Annotated in this window: 24 protein-coding genes; 13 read left to right on the top strand and 11 right to left on the bottom strand. The window is 61.5% G+C overall.

Annotation, left to right across the window (positions count from 1 at the left end):
* The first annotated feature begins 52 nt into the window (after positions 1-52).
* The 7 genes from ASC97_RS11520 (at position 53) to ASC97_RS11490 (ending at position 4,811) form a co-directional block, all read left to right on the top strand.
* Positions 53-856 carry an ABC transporter permease gene (locus ASC97_RS11520; protein ID WP_057468487.1) on the top strand — a complete coding sequence of 268 codons (804 nt, stop codon included), beginning with the start codon at positions 53-55 and terminating at the stop codon, positions 854-856.
* Positions 853-1,683, top strand: a complete 831-nt coding sequence (locus tag ASC97_RS11515) for an ABC transporter permease (protein WP_057468486.1) — start codon at positions 853-855, stop codon at positions 1,681-1,683. Before ASC97_RS11520 ends, ASC97_RS11515 begins: the two co-directional genes overlap by 4 nt.
* 158 nt (positions 1,684-1,841) lie before the next feature.
* Positions 1,842-2,108, top strand: a complete 267-nt coding sequence (locus ASC97_RS11510) for an usg protein (protein WP_057468485.1) — start codon at positions 1,842-1,844, stop codon at positions 2,106-2,108.
* Positions 2,109-2,282: 174 nt separating this feature from the next.
* A complete protein-coding gene (locus ASC97_RS11505; RefSeq protein WP_057468484.1) occupies positions 2,283-3,098 on the top strand; it encodes a methyltransferase in 816 nt (271 codons plus the stop codon).
* Positions 3,099-3,239: 141 nt separating this feature from the next.
* Entirely contained in the window at positions 3,240-3,923 is a 684-nt protein-coding gene (locus ASC97_RS11500; RefSeq protein ID WP_057468483.1) for a glutathione S-transferase family protein, read from the top strand.
* Entirely contained in the window at positions 3,920-4,252 is a 333-nt protein-coding gene (locus tag ASC97_RS11495) for an ArsR/SmtB family transcription factor (protein ID WP_057468482.1), read from the top strand. The genes ASC97_RS11500 and ASC97_RS11495 overlap by 4 nt, the downstream gene beginning before the upstream one ends.
* Positions 4,253-4,334: 82 nt before the next feature.
* On the top strand, positions 4,335-4,811 hold the full coding sequence (locus ASC97_RS11490) for an SRPBCC family protein (protein WP_057468481.1): 477 nt from the start codon (positions 4,335-4,337) through the stop codon (positions 4,809-4,811).
* An 18-nt stretch (positions 4,812-4,829) separates the two neighbouring features.
* On the opposite strand, the gene ASC97_RS11485 is transcribed toward ASC97_RS11490, so the two are convergent.
* The 4 genes from ASC97_RS11485 to ASC97_RS11470 form a co-directional block, all read right to left on the bottom strand.
* Positions 4,830-5,654 carry an ATP-binding cassette domain-containing protein gene (locus ASC97_RS11485; RefSeq protein WP_057468480.1) on the bottom strand — a complete coding sequence of 275 codons (825 nt, stop codon included), beginning with the start codon at positions 5,652-5,654 and terminating at the stop codon, positions 4,830-4,832.
* A gap of 10 nt (positions 5,655-5,664) precedes the next feature.
* The gene (locus ASC97_RS11480; protein ID WP_057468479.1) at positions 5,665-6,501 is read right to left on the bottom strand and encodes an ABC transporter permease subunit; all 837 of its coding nucleotides are present in this window, start codon (positions 6,499-6,501) and stop codon (positions 5,665-5,667) included.
* A 117-nt stretch (positions 6,502-6,618) separates the two neighbouring features.
* A complete protein-coding gene (gene ssuD / locus ASC97_RS11475; RefSeq protein WP_057468478.1) occupies positions 6,619-7,794 on the bottom strand; it encodes an FMNH2-dependent alkanesulfonate monooxygenase in 1,176 nt (391 codons plus the stop codon).
* A 32-nt stretch (positions 7,795-7,826) separates the two neighbouring features.
* Entirely contained in the window at positions 7,827-8,792 is a 966-nt protein-coding gene (locus ASC97_RS11470; protein ID WP_057468477.1) for an aliphatic sulfonate ABC transporter substrate-binding protein, read from the bottom strand.
* A gap of 235 nt (positions 8,793-9,027) precedes the next feature.
* On the opposite strand from ASC97_RS11470, the gene ASC97_RS11465 reads away from it, so the two are divergent.
* Both ASC97_RS11465 and ASC97_RS11460 read left to right on the top strand, forming a co-directional pair.
* Positions 9,028-9,927: an NAD(P)-dependent oxidoreductase gene (locus ASC97_RS11465; RefSeq protein ID WP_274534156.1), complete on the top strand. Its 900-nt coding sequence runs from the start codon at positions 9,028-9,030 to the stop codon at positions 9,925-9,927.
* Complete coding sequence (locus tag ASC97_RS11460) at positions 9,924-10,610, top strand: DNA alkylation repair protein (protein WP_057468475.1); 687 nt, start codon at positions 9,924-9,926, stop codon at positions 10,608-10,610. The genes ASC97_RS11465 and ASC97_RS11460 overlap by 4 nt, the downstream gene beginning before the upstream one ends.
* A 3-nt stretch (positions 10,611-10,613) precedes the next feature.
* Here the strand turns inward: ASC97_RS11460 and ASC97_RS11455 are convergent, their stop codons facing one another.
* The 3 genes from ASC97_RS11455 to ASC97_RS11445 form a co-directional block, all read right to left on the bottom strand.
* The gene (locus tag ASC97_RS11455) at positions 10,614-11,102 is read right to left on the bottom strand and encodes an Lrp/AsnC family transcriptional regulator (RefSeq protein ID WP_057468474.1); all 489 of its coding nucleotides are present in this window, start codon (positions 11,100-11,102) and stop codon (positions 10,614-10,616) included.
* 67 nt (positions 11,103-11,169) lie between these two features.
* On the bottom strand, positions 11,170-11,814 hold the full coding sequence (locus ASC97_RS11450; protein WP_057468473.1) for a uracil-DNA glycosylase family protein: 645 nt from the start codon (positions 11,812-11,814) through the stop codon (positions 11,170-11,172).
* Positions 11,808-12,347 (bottom strand): thermonuclease family protein, encoded by a 540-nt coding sequence (locus tag ASC97_RS11445; RefSeq protein ID WP_057468472.1) that lies wholly within the window; start codon positions 12,345-12,347, stop codon positions 11,808-11,810. The genes ASC97_RS11450 and ASC97_RS11445 overlap by 7 nt, the downstream gene beginning before the upstream one ends.
* Before the next feature lie 106 nt (positions 12,348-12,453).
* Here ASC97_RS11445 and ASC97_RS11440 point away from each other — a divergent pair, with 106 nt between their 5' ends.
* Positions 12,454-13,989, top strand: a complete 1,536-nt coding sequence (locus tag ASC97_RS11440) for a sensor histidine kinase (protein ID WP_057468471.1) — start codon at positions 12,454-12,456, stop codon at positions 13,987-13,989.
* Between the two features lie 50 nt (positions 13,990-14,039).
* Here the strand turns inward: ASC97_RS11440 and ASC97_RS11435 are convergent, their stop codons facing one another.
* Together ASC97_RS11435 and cobT are read right to left on the bottom strand one after the other, a co-directional pair.
* The gene (locus tag ASC97_RS11435) at positions 14,040-14,420 is read right to left on the bottom strand and encodes a diacylglycerol kinase (protein WP_057468470.1); all 381 of its coding nucleotides are present in this window, start codon (positions 14,418-14,420) and stop codon (positions 14,040-14,042) included.
* Between the two features lie 118 nt (positions 14,421-14,538).
* The gene (gene cobT / locus ASC97_RS11430) at positions 14,539-15,555 is read right to left on the bottom strand and encodes a nicotinate-nucleotide--dimethylbenzimidazole phosphoribosyltransferase (RefSeq protein WP_057468469.1); all 1,017 of its coding nucleotides are present in this window, start codon (positions 15,553-15,555) and stop codon (positions 14,539-14,541) included.
* A gap of 138 nt (positions 15,556-15,693) precedes the next feature.
* Between cobT and ASC97_RS11425 the strand changes: the two genes are divergently transcribed.
* The 3 genes from ASC97_RS11425 to ASC97_RS11415 are packed head-to-tail and all read left to right on the top strand — an operon-like array spanning position 15,694 to position 17,409.
* Positions 15,694-16,476: an adenosylcobinamide-GDP ribazoletransferase gene (locus ASC97_RS11425; protein WP_057468468.1), complete on the top strand. Its 783-nt coding sequence runs from the start codon at positions 15,694-15,696 to the stop codon at positions 16,474-16,476.
* 19 nt (positions 16,477-16,495) lie between these two features.
* On the top strand, positions 16,496-16,711 hold the full coding sequence (locus ASC97_RS11420) for a DUF1289 domain-containing protein (protein ID WP_057468467.1): 216 nt from the start codon (positions 16,496-16,498) through the stop codon (positions 16,709-16,711).
* Positions 16,708-17,409 carry a TIGR02281 family clan AA aspartic protease gene (locus tag ASC97_RS11415; RefSeq protein ID WP_057468466.1) on the top strand — a complete coding sequence of 234 codons (702 nt, stop codon included), beginning with the start codon at positions 16,708-16,710 and terminating at the stop codon, positions 17,407-17,409. Before ASC97_RS11420 ends, ASC97_RS11415 begins: the two co-directional genes overlap by 4 nt.
* 12 nt (positions 17,410-17,421) lie before the next feature.
* Here ASC97_RS11415 and ASC97_RS11410 read toward each other — a convergent pair whose 3' ends face one another.
* The gene (locus tag ASC97_RS11410) at positions 17,422-18,183 is read right to left on the bottom strand and encodes an ABC transporter permease (RefSeq protein ID WP_057468465.1); all 762 of its coding nucleotides are present in this window, start codon (positions 18,181-18,183) and stop codon (positions 17,422-17,424) included.
* Positions 18,180-19,106 carry an ABC transporter ATP-binding protein gene (locus ASC97_RS11405; protein WP_057468464.1) on the bottom strand — a complete coding sequence of 309 codons (927 nt, stop codon included), beginning with the start codon at positions 19,104-19,106 and terminating at the stop codon, positions 18,180-18,182. Before ASC97_RS11405 ends, ASC97_RS11410 begins: the two co-directional genes overlap by 4 nt.
* Positions 19,107-19,183: the final 77 nt, after the last annotated feature.

The following is a 19,183-nucleotide window of genomic DNA, read 5'->3' as shown; positions in this document are numbered from 1 at the left end:
TGACAAAGATAGCAAGATCAAAGCGGCAAAAAGCCGCGAGGGGAAGAGTGGCATGGGCGGATTATTTTCCGCGCTGGGTTCGTTGTGGACCTGGATTGGATATGTGTTTGATCCGCTTTGCGGACCTGCTGGGCTTTTCACCTGGTTCGGCTCTTCGACGATCCTTGCCTGCGGAGATACCGGCTGGGGCGACGAGATTGCCGCCGGCCTGAAGGTCACGATTGCTGTCGCACTCGTGACGCTGCCGATCGGCCTCCTCATCGGCTTCGCGGTTGCTCTCGGCCAGCAGTCCGAGGAAAAATCGGTGCGCCTTGCCGCCGGCATCTACACCACGATCTTTCGAGGCCTGCCGGAACTGCTGACGCTGTTCATCATCTACTACGGCATGCAGATCCTCATCCAATCGGTTCTCGCATCCTTCGGCTATGACGGGCGCGTCGAGATAAACGCCTTCTTTGCAGGCGTGATCGCCCTGTCCGTGGTCTTTTCCTCCTATTGCGCAGAAGTCTTGCTGTCGGCCTTCCGCGCCATCCCCAAGGGCCAATACGAAGCGGGCGATGCGCTCGGCCTCCACCGCGGACGCACGATGACGCTCATCGTCCTGCCGCAGCTTGTGCGCATCGCGCTCCCCGGCCTCGTCAATCTCTGGATGATCCTGCTCAAGGACACGTCCTATGTCTCGATCATCGGACTGGCCGACATATTGCGCCAGACCGGTGTCGCGGTGAAGGTCACCAAGCAGGCGTTTCTGTTCTACACCGTCGCCTGCGCGATCTATCTCGGGCTCGCCGTTATTTCCTCCATCGGTCTCAGCTACATCGAACGCTGGACCAAGCGCTCGGAGGTCCGCCGATGAGCTACGCCCAGGTCCTGATCCCGCCGCAGCCGGCACCCAAGGAGGCGCGCAAGCGTATCACGGGTGCGCGCGTCACCGGCTATGGAGTTGTCGGCCTTTGGATCGTTCTCGCGGCCGTCCTGGTCGCAATGGTGATCAATGGCTGGGACCCCGAAAAATTTACCCGCTACGGCCCGCGCTATATCCACGGCCTCTTCACGACGATCACCCTCGTTACGATATCGGTGATCTGCGGCGCCATCCTCTCCCTGCCGCTCGCCTTCGCGCGAATGTCGCCGAACAAGCTGATCAACGGGATAGCTTATTGCTATGTCTACGTATTCCGCGGCACGCCGCTGCTCGCACAGCTGTTCCTCATCTACTACGGCCTCGGCCAGTTCCGTCCGCAGCTCGAGTCAGTCGGTCTCTGGTGGTTCTTCCGCGATGCCTGGTATTGCGGCCTGTTTGCGATGACGATCAACACTGCCGCCTATCAGGCCGAGATCCTGCGCGGCGCCATCGAGAGCGTACCGCGCGGCCAGCATGAGGCGGCGGCATCGCTCGGCATTCACAAGGCCGTGGCTTTCGGCAAGATCATCCTGCCCCAGGCCCTCATCGTGGCGCTGCGCCCCTACGGCAACGAGATCATTCTCCTCATCAAGGGATCGGCTGTCGTCGCCATCATCACCGTGCTCGACCTGATGGGAGAGACGCGCTACGCCTTCTCCCGCACCTTCGACTACCAGACCTACCTGTGGGCGGCGATCTTCTATCTCAGCATGGTCGAGGCGCTCCGTCACCTCTGGGGCTGGATCGAGCGTCGGCTGACCCGCCACCTGAAACGATGAGGATCTGGCAGCACTCCTCTGAGTTAGCTGCTAACACACTGAAAACACAAAGAAACTTTTCTTTTGCTGGCTTTTTCTCAAGCTTCGGTTAACCATGTCATGGTTCCATTTCACTGGGCGCTGATAGGCGCCGAGTGGGAACGAGAAGCGAGACGACGATGCACAAGGAAATGGAAAGACAGCTTCAGGGTTACGGCCTGACCACAGCCCAGATCATCTACCGCATGCCGGATCACAAGGCGATTCTCCAGACCTATATATGGCAGGAATACGACCTCGCCCCGGATTTTCCCGAGATGCGCGGCTTCCTGAAGTTCTGGCAGGAAAAACTGGACGGGCCATTGCATTCGGTGCGCTACATTCATCGCAAGCTGATCTCGGCAACCGAGTGGCGGGCGCTGAAGGGTGAATTTATCATCAACTAGCGCTCGGCTGCAGATCCCATCTGACGTGCGTGCCGTGGCGGACGAATGACGTCCACCGGCTCCGTGGACGAGCGCGCCTTCGAGACTGCCGGGATGCTGCGTGAAGGCAGCCATTGCAAAAGCCGACCAGTCGCCGTAGAGGCTGCGCAAGAGATAGAACGGTGGTGAATTGCTATGGCCAAGAAGATCGATGAAGACGCACTTGCGGAAGCCTACAACAGGGCGCTGGCTTTGGAAAAGGCCGGCGATGTCGATGCGGCCGTGAAAGCCTATGAGGAAGTCCTCGCAATCGATCCGGATGACCATGGCGGCGCAGCCGTGCGTATCGCTGCCATGGGGCGCGGCGAAACACCGGCCAAGGCCCCGGATGCCTATGTCGAGACGCTGTTCGACCAACATGCCGAGGTCTTCGAGGACGTCCTCGTCGAACAGCTCGGCTACCACGTTCCCATGCTCGTACGCCAACGCCTGCAGGAGCTGAAGCTCGGCCCATTCAAACGCATGCTGGATCTCGGCTGCGGCACGGGACTGACTGGCGGCACCCTGCGCGATCTGTGCGAGGATATGACCGGTATCGACCTTTCGGAAAACATGGTCGAGCTCGCCCACGAGAAGGATCTCTACGAGACATTGTTCGTCGCTGAAGCCGAAGACTTCCTGGAGGACAATGACGAAGAGCCCTTCGACCTCATCACCGCCACCGACGTCTTGCCCTATCTCGGTGCGCTCGAGCCGCTCTTCTTTGGCGCTGCAGAGAACCTGACGCAGGGCGGCCTGTTCATTTTCTCATCCGAGACCCTGCCGGATGCCACCCTCGAAGGCCGCAGCTACATGGTCGGCCCGCGTCAGCGCTTCGCGCACGCCGAATCCTATGTCCGTGAACGTCTGGCGTCGACCGGATTCGAACTGATCGAGATCGCCGACATCAACGTCCGCATGGAAGACGGTCAGCCGACCCCTGGCCACCTGGTAATCGCACGGCTGGCTTGAGGCGGTGGGCACCGGCACAATCCCGGTCGTGGTCACGCAGATAATAACTTAGCCAATTGGATAACTAATCGATTGCCGCCAAGCCCAAGAGCTGATACTTAGCCAAACCTATAAGTTTCCAATGGGACGAAAGGTGATGGCATGACACTCTTCCTTCATCAGCATCCGCTTGCTTCCTTCTGCCACAAGGTACTGGTCGCGCTCTATGAGAACGGCACGCCCTTCGAGGCCGTCCTTGTCGATCTCGGCGACGAGGCGTCGAGAGCGGCCTTCTTGCGTCTCTCGCCTCTCGGCAAGATGCCCGCCCTGCGCGACGAAGCGCGCGATCGCACCGTCCCGGAGACGTCGATCATCGTGGAATATCTCGACCGATACTATCCCGGACCCCTGCGCCTTGTGCCGGAAGACTTCGACCATGCGCTGGAAGTACGGCTTTGGGACCGGTTCTACGATCTCTACGTTCAGGAGCCGATGCAGCAGATTGTCGCCGAGCGCCTGCGTCAGAACGGCGATGAGAGCCGCGCGGACGACGCCAGGAGAGCGCTCCTGAAAGCCTACGGGATCATCGAACGGCAACTCGACGGACGCAGGTGGATCACCGGCGACAGCTTTACCCTTGCCGATTGCGGTGCAGCGCCCGCCCTCTTCTATGCCGAGACGCTCGTACCGTTCGGCGACGATCAACCGCGACTGAAAGCCTATTACCAACGGCTGCTGGAGCGGCCATCCTTTGAAAGGGTTCTGCGGCAAGCGATGCCCTATTTCAAATTCTATCCTTACCGCGAAAACCTGCCTGCCCGATTCCGGCCGAACGCCGCCGAATGATGCCGGAGCCAGCCAGCCTTGACCGCATGTTCCACGCGCTCGCCGATCGCAGTCGCCGAGGCATGATCGATCGCCTCGGCCGTGGGCCGGCATCCGTGTCGGAACTGGCGGAGCCTTTTTCCATGGCCCTGCCCACTGTCATGAAGCATCTTGGCGTGTTGGAGGAAAGCGGCCTGGTACGCTCGGTCAAGACCGGCCGGGTGCGGACCTACCGCTTGCAGCAGGAGGCGCTGGCAAACCTGGAGCGCTGGCTGGCCGAGCGCAAGGCCAGCTGGAATACGACCTTTGACCGGTTGGACCTGTTTCTCGCCGACGAACAAGCGGACTAGACTATCAGAAATTGCGTAGAAACAAAAAGATAGGACGTTTTCGCCATTCGGCGAAAAGCGGAAATGCCCTAGGGAGAACATCATGAAGAGCACGTCGGCCGAACACGCGACGCTGACCATCGAGCGCCACATGAAGGCGTCCATATCGCGCGTTTTCGCAGCCTGGGCCAACTCCGAAGCCAAACGCCAATGGTTCGCCTGCCACGACGAATGGACGCCGGTGGAATATAGCCTCGACTTTCGCGTCGGTGGAGCCGAGCGAAACCACGTCGCCGACACCGACGGCGTCCTCCATGTTTACGAGGCACGCTATATCGACATCGTCCCGAACGCGCGCATCGTCTACGCCTACGACATGAAACTTGGCGACACCCGTATTTCGGTGTCCCTTGCAACGGTGACGTTCGAAGCCACGGCCGTGGGGACGAAGATGCTCTTCACCGAGCAAGTTGTGTTCCTCGACGGCTATGCCGACAACGGCTCACGGCTGCAGGGAACCGAAATCCTCGCCGCTCGGATTCAGGCATTCGTCGAGCGCGAGGCAGGCGTCGTTCACTAGGCCGTGCGCAACGTCCGCTCAATGGCCGCCGTTCGTCCCAAGAATGGCGGCAAGCAGCCTGCCTTCCAGCTCGGCAAGAGCCGGGTTGCCGTGACGGCGAGGATGGGGATACGGGATCGCCAGATCAAGAGCGATGCGCCCCTCCTCCAGCACGATCACGCGGTCGGCCAGATGCACCGCCTCGCTGACGTCGTGCGTCACCAGCACCGCCGTAAAACCGAGTTCGCGCCAGACGCGGTTCAACAGCTCCTGCATGCTGATCCGTGTCAGGGCGTCGAGCGCCCCAAGCGGCTCATCGAGCGCAAGGACGCCCGGCTTGCTCACCAGCGCACGCGCAAGCGCGACCCGTTGGCGCTGACCACCGGAAAGGCGCGCCGGCCACTCCTCTGCCTTCTCCGCAAGCTGCACCTCGGCAAGCACCGCCTCGGCTTCGCCGCGTGCCAGCCGCTTGTCGATCTTGTCGCCGAGCCCGACGACGACATTGTCGACGACGCTCAGCCAAGGCAGCAACCGCGGCTCCTGGAAGACGATGCGGGCGTTGGCCTTGGCATCCAGCCCGTCGGCATTCTCGAAATGCAGTTCGCCCGCCGTAGGTTCGTCGAGTCCCATGAGAATCCGCAGCAGCGTGCTTTTACCGCAGCCGCTCTTGCCGATCACGGCCACGAACTGTCCGGCCGGAATATGCAGGCTGATGCCGCGCAGCACGCTGTTGCCGCCGAAGCTCTTCTGGAGACCCTTTAGCGTAATCGACGCGGCACCGGCCATGGTAGGAGCGGAGTCGTCTATTTCGTATTCCGGCTCGTCCGTAGCGCCTTGAAAACGCTCATGCGCAATGAGGGTCATGGCGTCTCTCCTATTTCTGGTAGACCGGGTTCCATTTGAGCGCCCGCCGTTCGAGGGCGCGGGCAACGACGTCGGCGAGCTTGCCGAGCACCGCGTAGATCACCAGCGCCAGCACCACGACATCCGTCATCATGAACTCGCGGGCGTTGTTGGCCATGTGGCCGATACCCGACGAGGCGGCGATCGATTCCGAGACGATCAGCGTCAGCCACATGATACCGAGTGCATAGCGAAGCCCGACGAAGATCGACGGCAGCGCGCCGGGGAAGATCACCTTCCTGAACAATGTCCAGCTGCCCATGCCGTAGACCCGACCCATTTCGATCAGGTCGCGGTCGACGTTGCGAACACCATGATAGGTGTTCAGATAGACAGGGAAAAGCACACCGAGCGAGGTGAGGAACAGCTTCGATTCCTCGCCGATCCCGAACCACAGGATGACCAGCGGGATCATGGCAAGATGCGGGATGGTGCGCAGCATCTGCAGCGTCGTATCCGTCAGCTGCTCCGATACTTTCGAGACGCCGTTGGCAATCCCCAGCAGAAAACCGATCGCGCCGCCGACCAGCAGTCCGCCAAAGGCGCGCGCGGCGCTGACCAGGATGTCATGCGGAAGCTGGCCCGTTATGGACGTTGCCCAGAACGCAATGGCGACATCGGCCGGCGACGGCATGATGCGCGATGAAATCCAGCCGGCGGAGGACGCAAGCTGCCACGCCGCGATGATCGCCACCGGCACCAGATAGGGCAGCAGAGTATCGCGCCCCGGCAGCGAAACGGCGAAGCCCGCCCTTCCCTCTGTGCGTTGTGTCAGCGCCCTGCCGATCGGCGTATCGAATGTCGACATGAAGATTATCCTCGCTTTCGCGTGTTGTCGCCGGTCACCCCGGACCTCGCGCCAAACATGTGCATCATCCAGTCGTTGCTGCGCCGCCCCCAATTGGCGGACGGCGCAGCAGGCAGATCAGGAGCCGGAAACCACTTTCAGATTGCCGCCATGGCTACCCCCGCCGAAGACCTGTCGCTTGCCGAAGTCGCTCTGGAAGCCATGACGCTGTTCTTCACGGGTGAGGCCGAGTTCGGGGAAGAGCAGTTCGGCAACACGATAGGCTTCCTCCAGATGCGGATAGCCCGAGCCGATCACCGTATCGATGCCGACGTCCTGATATTCGCGCAGACGCGCGGCGACCGTCTTCGGCGACCCGACGAGCGCGGTGCCGGCACCGGCGCGGACCAGACCGACGCCGGCCCAGAGGTTTGGCGAGACTTCGAGATTGTCGCGACGACCGCCATGAAGGGCGGCCATCCGCTTCTGCCCGACCGAGTCGGACTCACTGACGAAGCGCTCCTGTGCCTCGCGGATCGTCTCGTCGTCGAGTTTGGAGATCAGACGGTCCGCGGCCTCCCACGCCTCCTCGTCCGTCTCGCGAACGATGAAATGCAGGCGGATACCGAAGCTGACCTCGCGGCCCTTCTTTGCGGCGGCGGCACGAACCTTTTCGACCTTCTCGGCCACCTGCGCCGGCGGCTCGCCCCAGGTCAGATACTTGTCGACACGGCCCACCGAGAAGTCGATGCCGGCATCGGAGGAGCCGCCGAAGTAAAGCGGGGGACGCGGGTTCTGCACGGAGGGGAAGCCGAGGCGCGCATTGGTCGCCTTGATGTATTTGCCGTCGTAGCTCGCGACGCCCTTCTCCAGCAACTCCTCGAACACTGTGAAGAATTCATCGGCATGGGCATAGCGTTCATCGTGCGCCAGATGAATGCCGTCGCCGGCAAGCTCAGCCGGGCTTCCACCGACGACGATGTTGAGCAGCAGGCGCCCGTTGGAGATACGGTCGAGTGTTGTCGCGAGGCGTGCATAATAGGCAGGCGATGCGGTACCCGGGCGGATGGCGACGAGAAACTGCAGCCTTTCCGTCCGTGCTGCCAGTGCAGATGCCATCACGAAGGACTCTTCGCAGGCAACGCCGGTCGGCAACAGGACGCCGGAATAGCCGAGGCGATCGACGGCCTGCGCGATCTGCGTGAGGTAGCCGATCTCAGGTGCGCGGTTCAGCTCGTCGGATCCGAGGTAGGCGCCGTCGCCCGAAGTCGGGATGAACCAGAGGAAGTTGATCGGATCATGTTTGGCGGTCATGGGAAATGCTCCTCGCGGTCGGGAAGTTGGGTTCAGCTGGCTTTCGGGCGCCATACGATATCGCCGGTTTTCAGCTGCTTCGGGACGATGCCGAGGCTGAAGAATTCGTCGGCCAGTGCCTGCTGGTAGGCGGCCGCCTCGTCGGAGATGGTCGTAACGCTACCGAGGTCGGCGCCCGGCCGGGTCAGCGATACGCGCGTCACGTCGGCGGGAACGCCGGTGATTTCCGAAAGCTCCTTGATCGTATCCTCGAGCCTGCCCTGCGCGGAGCGACCCACCTTGGCGAGTTCATCGATGACATCGACGACCACCGGTCCGTTCGCATCGGTGAACTCGGCATTCGCGAGGAAATAGCTGTAGGAGTCCACGATGCCTTCCGCCGTCGAGAGAATACGCGTGTCCGGGTCGGCCTCGACGATCGCCAGATAGGGATCCCAAATCGACCAGGCGTCGATGCTGCCGTTCTTGAAGGCAGCCGCCGCATCCGGCGGCGACAGGTCGACGGCCTCGACGTCGGCGATGCCGAGGCCCGCCTTGCGCAATATCTTGACGGTGACGTTGTGGGCACTCGAACCCCGCTTGAACGCGACCTTCTTGCCCTTCAGGTCTTGCACCGTCTTGATCGCGGAGTCGTTGCGGACCACGATCGCCGAGCCCGCCGGACTTCCGCGATAGGTACCGACATAGTAGAGGTGACCGCCGGCCGCCTGTGCAAAGAGCGGCGGAACGTCGCCCGTCGCGCCGAAATCGAGCGCGGCTGCGCCAAGCGCTTCGAGCAGCGGCGGTCCTGATGTGAACTCGGACCAGCTGACCGTGATGCCCTTGTCGGCAAGCCGCTTCTCAAGGGCTCCGCGCTGTTTGGCAAGCGCAAGCACGCCGTTCTTCTGCCAGCCGATACGGAATTCCGTGGCAGCTGCGCGTGCAGGCTTGATAGCAGGCAGAAAAGCAGTCGCTGCCGCAGCGCCAAAAAGCCCCAGTGTCTGACGACGTGAAATCATGGCAATCCCCTTTATTCGGGCGTCATTCGGGTTTGACCCGGCCGACCCGCTTCGTTTGCGATACCGGAATACTGATTATTTCCATAAATTATATCGACAATTATATTTGTGATATTCGCCGGAGTTGAAACTTTCCTGACCAGTTTTTCCGGTTTCGGCGGAATTTTGTTCCAACGCGGTGAACACTTCCCTGCACGCGACAGCTTTTCGCCCGCCCCTCTTTCCGCTAATCCTCGTGCCGACATTCAATTCAGAGGACAGGCACATGGCAAAAGTCGCATTCATCGGTCTCGGCGTGATGGGGTTTCCCATGGCGGGTCATCTCAAGGTCAAGGGCGGCCACGACGTCACGGTCTATAACCGCACCGCCGCAAAATCCGCCGCCTGGACAGAAAAATTCGGCGGCAAATCGGCGCCGACGCCGGCAGAGGCGGCCAAGGACGCGGATTTCGTCTTCACCTGCGTCGGCAACGACGACGATCTCCGATCGGTGACATCGGGCAAGGACGGCGTCCTGCAGACGATGAAATCGGGTGCGATCCTGATCGACAACACCACCGCGAGCGCCGACGTCGCACGCGAGCTCCATGCCATTGCCAAGGAAAAGGGCGTCGGCTTCATCGATGCGCCGGTGTCGGGCGGACAGGCCGGTGCGGAGAATGGCGCCCTGACCGTCATGTGCGGCGGCGATGAAGCAACCTACGATACGGCAAAGCCGGTCATAGACGCCTACGCCCGTATGGTCGGCCTGATGGGTGCGCCGGGCGCCGGGCAGCTCACCAAGATGATCAACCAGATCTGCATCGCCGGCGTTGTCCAGGGGCTTGCCGAGGGCATCCATTTCGGCAAGCGCGCCGGTCTCGACATCGAGAAGGTCGTCGAGGTCATTTCCAAGGGCGCGGCTGGCTCCTGGCAGATGGAAAACCGACACAGGACCATGAACGAGGGCAAATACGACTTCGGCTTCGCAATCGACTGGATGCGCAAGGATCTCGGCATCGTGCTCGACGAAGCCCGCAGCAATGGCGCCAAGCTTCCCGTCACGGCGCTCGTCGACCAGTTCTATGGCGACGTCCAGGCCATGGGCGGCAATCGCTGGGATACATCCTCCCTCCTCGCCCGCCTCGAAAAATGATCGGTCCCTCCTCCGGCGCAACCGAACTGATCGCGTATCTGCAGACGCTGCGCTCGCCGGAGAATATCGCCGGTATGGCCCGTTTCGGCATGGTCACCGAAACGGCCCTCGGAATTTCCACTCCTGACTTGCGGAAGATCGCCCGCCTTGCAAAGCGGGATCAGGCGCGGGCGCGCGAGCTCTGGAACTGCGATATTCGCGAGGCGCGGATGCTCGCACTCTACACGGCGGATCCGAAGGCCATAACCCCGGAAAACGCGCGCCGATGGTCCGACGATTTCAATTCCTGGGAGATCGTCGACACGGCTGCCGACCTCTTCGTCAAGGCTCGTCTCCTGCCCCTCGTCGGCGAATTCGCCGCCGATCAACGCGAGTTCGTGCGCCGGACGGCATTCGCAATGATCGCGGGCGCGGCCGTACATCTGAAACAGGAGGCGGACGAGACGCTGTTGGCATGGCTGCCGCTCATCGAAAACCATTCGAGCGACGAACGCAACTTCGTGCGCAAGGCCGTCAATTGGGCACTCAGAAACATTGGAAAGCGCAGCCGACGTTGCCACGCTCCCGCCTTGTCACTCGCAGAACGCCTCTCTGCCAGCGCCGACAAGACCGCCCGCTGGATCGGCAAGGACGCGGTCAGGGAGTTGACGAGCGAAAAGATATTCGCTCGTCTGAAGGACTAGCGCTCAGTCCTCGTTCGACTTGGCATTGTCGAGGAGCATGTAATCGAGCGGCAGTTGCGTCGAATACTTGATCTGCTCCATCGCAAAGGCCGAGGAAACGTCGCGGATCTCGATCTTGGCGATCATCCGCTTGTAGAAAGCGTCGTAGGCCGCAATGTCGGGCACGACGACACGCAGGAGATAGTCGACGTCGCCGCTCATGCGGTAGAACTCGACGACCTCCGGAAACTCGGCGATCACCTCCGAGAAACGGCGCAGCCACTCGATCGAGTGTGTCGCCGTCCGGATCGATACGAAAACCGTGACCTTCGTGTTGACCTTCTCGGGATCCAGAATGGCGACGCGGCGCTTGATCACGCCGTCCTCTTCCATCTTCTGGATTCGACGCCAGCAGGGCGTGGTCGAGAGACCGACCTTCTTTGCGAGATCGGCAACTGCCAATGTCGAATCTTCCTGCAAAAGACGCAGGATCTTACGGTCGAGACGGTCCATGAATTAAAGCCCCTTCGAATTATATTCCTTGTATAGCGCGATTCCGACCGTTTGGAAGAATTTTGTTTCAGTTCGCGAGCATTTTGATACGTTCGCGCAGCACCGGCAGCAATTCGTCCTGGAACCACGGATTACGCTTGAGCCACGCCGTGTTTCGCCAGCTCGGATGCGGCAACGGGAGAATTGCCGGCGGGCGGTTGGAGAACAATGTGGCCCGCCACGCGCGCACAGTTTCCGTCACGTTCTCGCGACGATCCGCGCCGAGATGCCATGCCTGCGCATACTGCCCGACGGCAAGCACCAATTCGATCTGCGGCATTGCCGAAATAACCTGCTGGCGCCAACGCGGAGCGCATTCCCGACGCGGCGGCAAATCGCTGCCCTTCGTGTCGTAGCCGGGGAAACAGAAGCCCATCGGCACGATGGCAAAGCGGTCGCGGTCGTAGAACATCTCGCGGTCGACCTGAAGCCAAGCGCGAAGCCGGTCGCCGGAGGCATCGTTGAACGGCAGGCCGCTCTCGTGAACCCTGAGGCCGGGCGCCTGCCCCGCAATCAGCACTCGGGCTTTCGACGAAAGCACGACCACGGGGCGCGGCTCGTGCGGCAGCCTGTCATCGGGCCCCCGGAGCGGTGCGTCGCGACAGATACGGCAGGCCGCGATGTCGTTGCGCAGGCTATCGAGGCGATCCTGTCCGGGAATACCTGTCACCATCCGAAAAATCCAAGTGCATCGCGTAACGTCGACGTTTCCCGCGCATGGTCTCTCACAGCACGCGGCATTTCGAAGGTTCCACCCCAGAGCCCGGCCTTTTCAGCCCGGGCCTGCGCCTCTTCTTGCCGGTAACCGCCATAGGAGACGGCTAGGCCCCTGCGCACCATCGCGCCATTCAGATCCACGCCATCGGCATGGCAAACGACCAGCAGGCGTTGAAAGCGGTCGCGGTCGCTGCCCACGCAACGCGTGTCAGGCGCCGTCACCAAGCTCTGCAGCATCCGTTTGGCCTCCTGCCCGCATTGCCATGGCTGGCCGGCACGCTCACATGTCTGGCTGAGTTCCGGCGCATCTATTCCATATAGCCGCATCCGTTCCTGGCCAATCGCCAGACTGTCGCCGTCGGCAGCATGGAACCGGCCAGTGTGGGCGATCTCGGCCCGGTCGTTCAATTTCGCGGCGATCAGCCAGATGAACGCCAGAAGCGCGAGCGCAGTCACGCCATCGCGTATCGTCCGAAAGCCGCGCGTCACGCTTTCGCCTCCTTAAAAAACAAATCGTTGGCAAAAATGGCAAACATATTCTTAAGAATTGCGCTTTAGGGTGAAGCTACCCGCGGATCAAGCTTCAACGTGTACAATGAGTAACGGCGTAAGCACATCGACCGATAAGAATATCGTCGACAAATCACGCAGTCACCGAAACAAGCCTGCATCGAAGGCTGTACGGCTGACGCGTGAGCGCCTGCAATCGAGCCATGCCCCGAGCGGCGCCTTCGATCGCGACGTGCTCACCCTCTATATCAATGCCGTGCTTCAGGGCGCCTCGATCGCACCGCTGTTCGTCATCATTGTCACAGCCCTCGGCATCTATTTTACCGGCGACGCCCAGATACTCCTCTGGGGCTTTCTGACGCTGACCGCGCATGCGGCGAACGTCTTTCTCGCGCGGCGCGCCCGCAAGCAGGAGATGACGGTCGTCAGCGCTCGGAAATGGCGACGCGTATTGTTGCTCGGCCAGTTCATGATCGGCTGCTGTTGGGCCGTCTTTGCCCTGCAGGACTGCACGGCCTGCGAACCCTCGAGCTTTGTGCTCTACAAGGGAGCGACCCTGCTGATCGCCCTGTCGCTCACGGCGATGTGGAATTTCATGCTGACGCCCTGCGTGCTCGTCACTTTCGCACCCGTCGTACTCGGCCTGATCGCGAAATCAGGACTTTCGCGCGAATTCCTTGAAATCGGCCTGACTGCCACGCTGACAACGACGGTGATCTTCTTCAACTACATCAGCGACCGGCTGTTCAAATCGAACCTCAGGATACTCGCCTATCAATCCGAGAAGGACGACCTGATCGCCGAACTGGAAGTCGCCAAGTCGATGTCCGACGAGGCCCGCCGCCGGGCCGAGGAGGCAAACCTTGCGAAGTCCCGCTTCCTCGCGTCGATGTCGCACGAACTCCGGACGCCGCTCAACGCCATTCTCGGCTTCTCCGAAGTGATGTCTGCCGAAGTCATGGGACCGCTCAACAACCCGACCTACAAGGAATACACGGGCGACATTCATCGTTCGGGTCAGCACCTGCTGAACCTCATCAACGAGATCCTCGATCTCTCCCGCATCGAAGCCGGGAAGTACGAGCTGAACGAGGAGGCTATCTCCCTCCTCGACATCTCGGAGGATTGCATCGGCATGGTCCAGCTGCGCGCGCGCGGCAAGAACATCGCAATAACGCAACAATTCGAGCCGGAGCTGCCGCCGGTCTGGGCGGACGAGAAGTCGATGCGCCAGGTGCTTCTCAACCTGATGTCCAACGCCGTCAAGTTCACCCCGCAGGGCGGCGAGATTCACGTCAAGGTCGGCTGGACGGCCGGCGGCGGCCAGTATATCTCGATCAAGGACAATGGCCCGGGCATCCCGGAGGATGAAATCCCGGTCGTTCTCTCAGCGTTCGGCCAGGGTTCCATTGCCATCAAGAGTGCTGAACAAGGCACCGGCCTCGGCCTGCCGATCGTCCAGGCGATCCTTTCCAAGCATGACGGACAGTTCCTTCTGAAATCCAAGTTGCGCGAGGGCACGGAAGCCATTGCGATCTTGCCGGCAATGCGGGTGCTGCAAAGCGTTCCGGCGGTCGAGGACACTCAAGCCGTCTCGCGCAAGCGCCGAAGCTTTGCCTGAGCCCGATCGTCTGACCCTTTTTGGCTAAGCAAGTATGGCGCCAGGCCCGCTTATCCGAACAGCAGATGCTTCCCGATTGTGAACAGCAGGAAAACCCCGCAGGCCGCGATCATGCAAAGAACGGCAAACGAGCCGAGGTCCTTGGCATGCTTCCCGACCATGGAGATTTCAGGCGAGATCCGGTCGACCACTTCCTCGATTGCCGTGTTCAACGCTTCGAACGCAAACAGTGCGAGGAACAGGAGAACCGCAACCATCAGCTCGGCAAGCGTCGCACCGACGGCCAGCAGCAGAATAAGGGAGACGGCGAAAAACAGCAGCTCCTGCCGAAACGCAGCCTCCTTGATCAGCCGGCGGAAGCCGCCGACAGAGTAGCTTGCCGCTGCAAAGAAATGGCTGATGCCGGTGAGTTTGGTCACGGCAGGTTTCATCGAGCACCCTCGTCGTCTGGTCGGCGGACGCTATCGCGCCCTTAATCAGGAAATGCGAATACCGGTTCCGGGTCCCCGCCGCAAGACTCCGTCATAAAACTGTCACGAACCTGAACGCTCAGTGCTTGTTCGTGACCCCTGCCTGCGCAAACGTCGCCATGCCCGAATGGCATGCGGCCGCAGCCTTTACGAGGCCTGCGGCAAGTGCGGCACCCGTTCCCTCGCCGAGCCGCATGCCAAGTGCCAGTAGCGGCGTCTTGCCGAGCATTTCGATCGCGCGCAGGTGGCCCGGCTCACCCGAGACATGGCCGATCAGGCAATGATCGAGCGCGGATGGGTTTGCCGCCTTCAGGATCGCCGCAGCAGCGGTCGCGACGTATCCGTCGATCAGCACCGGAATCCGCTCGACACGTGCGGCAAGGATCGCGCCCGCCATGGCCGCGATCTCGCGGCCGCCGAGCCGGCGCATGATTTCCAGGGGATCGTCCAGGTGATCGCTGTGCAGCGCCACCGCCTTCTCGACCGCGGCAATCTTGCGCTCCAGCATTTCCCCCTCGGACCCGGTGCCCGGACCGACCCAGTCACGCGCCGAACCGCCATAGAGGGCATAGTTGATCGCGGCCGCGATGGTCGTGTTGCCGATTCCCATCTCGCCGATGCAAAGAAGATCGGTGCCGCCGGCAATCGCCTCCATGCCGAATGCCATCGTCGCCGCACAGTCGCGTTCGGACAGCGCCGGCTCCTCGGTGATGTCCCCGGTCGGATAATCCAGCGCCAGGTCGAACACCTTGAGTCCGAGGTCGTAGGCGACGCAGATCTGATTGATCGCAGCACCGCCTGCAGCAAAGTTCTCGACCATCTGCTGTGTCACAGCAGGCGGAAAAGGCGTGATTCCCTGCCTGGTGACACCGTGGTTGCCGGCGAAGATGGCAACGAGAGGACGGTTGACCGCAGGCGCCCTGCCCGTCCACGCGGCCAGCCAAAAAGCAATTTCCTCCAGACGGCCAAGCGCACCCGGCGGCTTCGTCAATTGCGCATCGCGCTCGCGGGCAGCCACCAGCGCCTTGGCATCCGGTCCCGGCAGATCGCGCAGAAGTGCCCGGAAATCGTCGAACGGCAGGCCTGAAACGCTCATGGATACGGCTTCCTTGTCTTGTCGGTAAACTTGTCTTTTGGCTGCAAATCAGCTTCTTTCGTCGCCACTCTCTTAAAGGCAGCGGCGGAGCCGAACAACTCCAAAAGCGTTGCGAATTGTCGCGGGGTCGGGCGCAGCATGAATATTGGAAACTATGCCGTGGACGTCGCGCGCGCCGTCGCGTTCCTCAGCCGCATTCCCATGCCGCGTGCCGCCTTCGCCGGGTTCGACGGTAATCTCGCCCGCGTCGCCCGCGTCTTTCCCGTCGCGGGCATTCTCATCGGTTTGTTGCCGGCCATCGTCCTCTTCATCATGCTCCTGCTCCACGCCGACCGGCTGATGTCCGCGCTTGTTGCGCTTGCCGTTCAGGCTGTCGTCACCGGCGCGCTGCACGAGGACGGTCTGGCCGACTGCGCCGACGGGATCGGCGGCGGGCACGACCGCGCGCAAAGCCTGACGATCATGAAGGACAGCCGCATCGGCACCTATGGTGCGATTGCGCTCATCCTGTCCTTCGCCATTCGCGCCGCGGCAATCGCCGCCATCGCCCGTGCCGCTCCGTCTTTTGCCACGGCGCTGGCGCTGCCGGCGGTTGCATGCATCAGCCGCAGCGCTCTGGTCTGGCAGTGGCACCGGTTACCACCCGCAAAGACCGATGGAGTCGCCGCAGCAGCGGGGCAGCCGAGCGAAGGCGCGATGCATCAGGCACTGGTCGCCGGCTGCGTTCTTGCCGCCCTGCTGCTCTGGCCCGCACTAGGCCTCCTGCCGCTCGTGTGCGGCCTTCTGGCAGCCGGCCTGGCGGTGATGGCATTCACGACGCTGATCCGAAAGAAGCTGCGCGGCCACACCGGCGACACGCTCGGCGCGGCAGCACAGATTTCCGAGACGGCGGCGCTTTGCGCCCTTGCCATGGCATTGTGAAACATCGATATAGTTTTTCATGCAAACACCCTGCATTGACGTGTGCTCGATCGAACCTGCCAACGGCCTCTGTGCGGGCTGTGGCCGTACGATGGAAGAAATCAGCGGCTGGATGTCGTTTTCCGACGAGAAACGGCAGATTCTGATGGCCATTTTGCCTGCCCGATTACAGGCAGGCCAATTGATGGCGTGCGGCCTATCGGAAACCGCCAAGACTGCGGAGCAGACTGCATGACACGCCTGACCATTCTTCTCGGCGTTCTCGGTCTCGGCCTTGCAGTTCTCCTCGTCAGCAGCGACAGCCCGCGGGTGCTGGGCATGCGAACCGACGATTTCGGCCGTTTCGTCTATTTGTTGCCCATCGCGCTGATGCTGGCGGCGGGCATATGGGGTCGCCGCATCAGTGTCGGCGAAACCCTGCGCCACCTGGTGATCTGGCTTGTTCTGATCCTCGGGCTAGCCACGGCCTACCTCTACCGGGAGGAAGCCTTCGGCGTCGGAAACCGGCTGCTTGCCGGCCTCGTTCCCGGCCGCGCCGTCGTCGTGACCACGAGCGAAGGCGGCGTGGAAGTGATCCTGCACAAGCTTCTGAACGGACATTTCGAGGCCGATGTTCAGATCAACGGGCAGACAGTCTCGATGCTTGTGGACACGGGGGCCAGCATGGTTGCCTTGTCGCGCGAAGACGCCGAGCGCGTCGGCATCATCCCCGAGAACCTGACCTACTCAATGAGCGTGATGACCGCGAACGGCCGCGCCCGGGCTGCGCCGGTGACGCTGTCCGAAGTTGCGATCGGACCCATCGTGCGCAACAATGTCAATGCAAGCGTCGCCGAGGACGGCAAGCTCGACCAGAGCCTGCTCGGCATGAGCTTCCTCTCGACCCTCGGGTCGCTGCAGATGCAGACGGACGAACTGAAAATGCGCGACTAGCTACGGCTCGGCCTAGTTCCGAAGCCGGTAGCCCGTCTTGAACATCCATCCGAGCGTGCCGAGGCAGATCGCCAGGAAGATCGTGATCATCCCGAGACTGACCAGTGGATTGACGTCGGCGATACCGAAGAAGCTCCAGCGGAAACCGCTGACCAGATAGAGCACCGGGTTGAAGTGGCTGACCGCCTGCCAGAAGGGAGGCAGCATGTTGATCGAGTAGAAGCTGCCGCCGAGGAAGGTGAGCGGCGGCACCACGAGCATGGGGATAAGGTTCAACTGCTCGAAATTGGTTGCCCAGATACCGATCATGAAGCCGAACAGGCTGAAGGTGATCGCCGTCAGCAGGAAGAACAGAACCATCATGAACGGATGCTCGATCCTGACGTCGACAAAGACCGTCGCCGTCAGCAGGATGATGACGCCGATCATCAGTCCCTTCGTCGCCGCCGCTCCGACATAGCCGAGCAGGATTTCGCTCATGGCGACCGGCGCCGAAAGCACCTCATAGATCGTCCCCGTGAATTTGGGAAAATAGATGCCGAAGGAGCCGTTGCTGATGCATTGGCCCAGCAGCGTCAGCATGATGAGGCCGGGCGTAATGAATGCCCCGTATGAGACGCCCTCCACTTCCTGAATGCGCGAACCCACCGCCGCGCCGAACACGATGAAATAGAGCGATGTCGAAATAACCGGCGAGACGACGCTTTGCAGCAGCGTGCGGCGCGTGCGCGCCATCTCGAAATAATAGATCGACTTGATGGCCTCGAAGTTCATTTCGCTCCTCCCACGAGTGCCACGAAGATATCTTCCAGCGAACTCTGCTGCGTCGAAAGATCCTTGAAGTGAATGTTGTGCTCGCCAAGCCGCGTCAGCAGCATCGCGATGCTCAGTTGCTCGTCCTGGGCGTCGAAATCGTAGACCAGCCTGTTGCCGTCGCCGGCGAGCGCAAGGCCGTTGCCCGCAAAGCTACGAGGCAGCGCCTCGAGCGGTTCGGTAAGTTCCAGGATCAACTGCTTCCGGCCAAGCTTCGCCATCAGCGCCGATTTGTCCTCGACGAGCAGCAACTCCCCGCCGTTGATCACGCCGACGCGGTCCGCGATCTCTTCGGCTTCCTCGATGTAGTGCGTGGTCAGAATGATCGTGACGCCCGCCTCGCGCAGTTTTTCCACCACCTGCCACATGTCCTTTCGCAAGGTCACGTCGACACCCGCCGTCGGCTCGTCGAGGAAGAGAATCTCAGGTTCGTGCGACAGTGCCTTGGCGATCAGCACGCGCCGCTTCATGCCGCCGGAAAGCTGGCGCAGCATGTTGTCCTTCTTGTCCCAGAGCGAAAGGTCGCGCAGCACTTTCTCGATATGGGCCGGATTTGGTTTCTTGCCGTGCAGGCCGCGCGAGAAGCTGACGGTATTCCATACCGTCTCGAACTGATCGGTGGTCAACTCCTGCGGCACGAGGCCGATCATTGCCCGTGTCGCCCGGAAATCCTTCACGACATCGTGGCCGTCGACGAGCACCGTGCCGCCGCTCGGATTGGCGATGCCGCAGACGATTGAGATCATCGTCGTCTTGCCGGCGCCGTTCGGCCCGAGCAGCGCCAGGATCTCGCCCTTCTCGACATCGAGGTCGATGCCCTTCAGCGCTTGAAATCCGTTGGCATAGATTTTCGTGAGATTGCGGATGGAAATAATCGGGGCCATGCAGGGCTCTTGCAAATTCGCGGGCGGGTTGGGCGCTATATAGCCGCTTTAGGAAAGTTTGACATCCCAAGGCGTGT

Source organism: Rhizobium sp. Root1203 (genome assembly GCF_001424945.1).
GTDB lineage: Bacteria > Pseudomonadota > Alphaproteobacteria > Rhizobiales > Rhizobiaceae > Rhizobium.
This window is presented reverse-complemented; position numbering and strand designations above follow the sequence as displayed.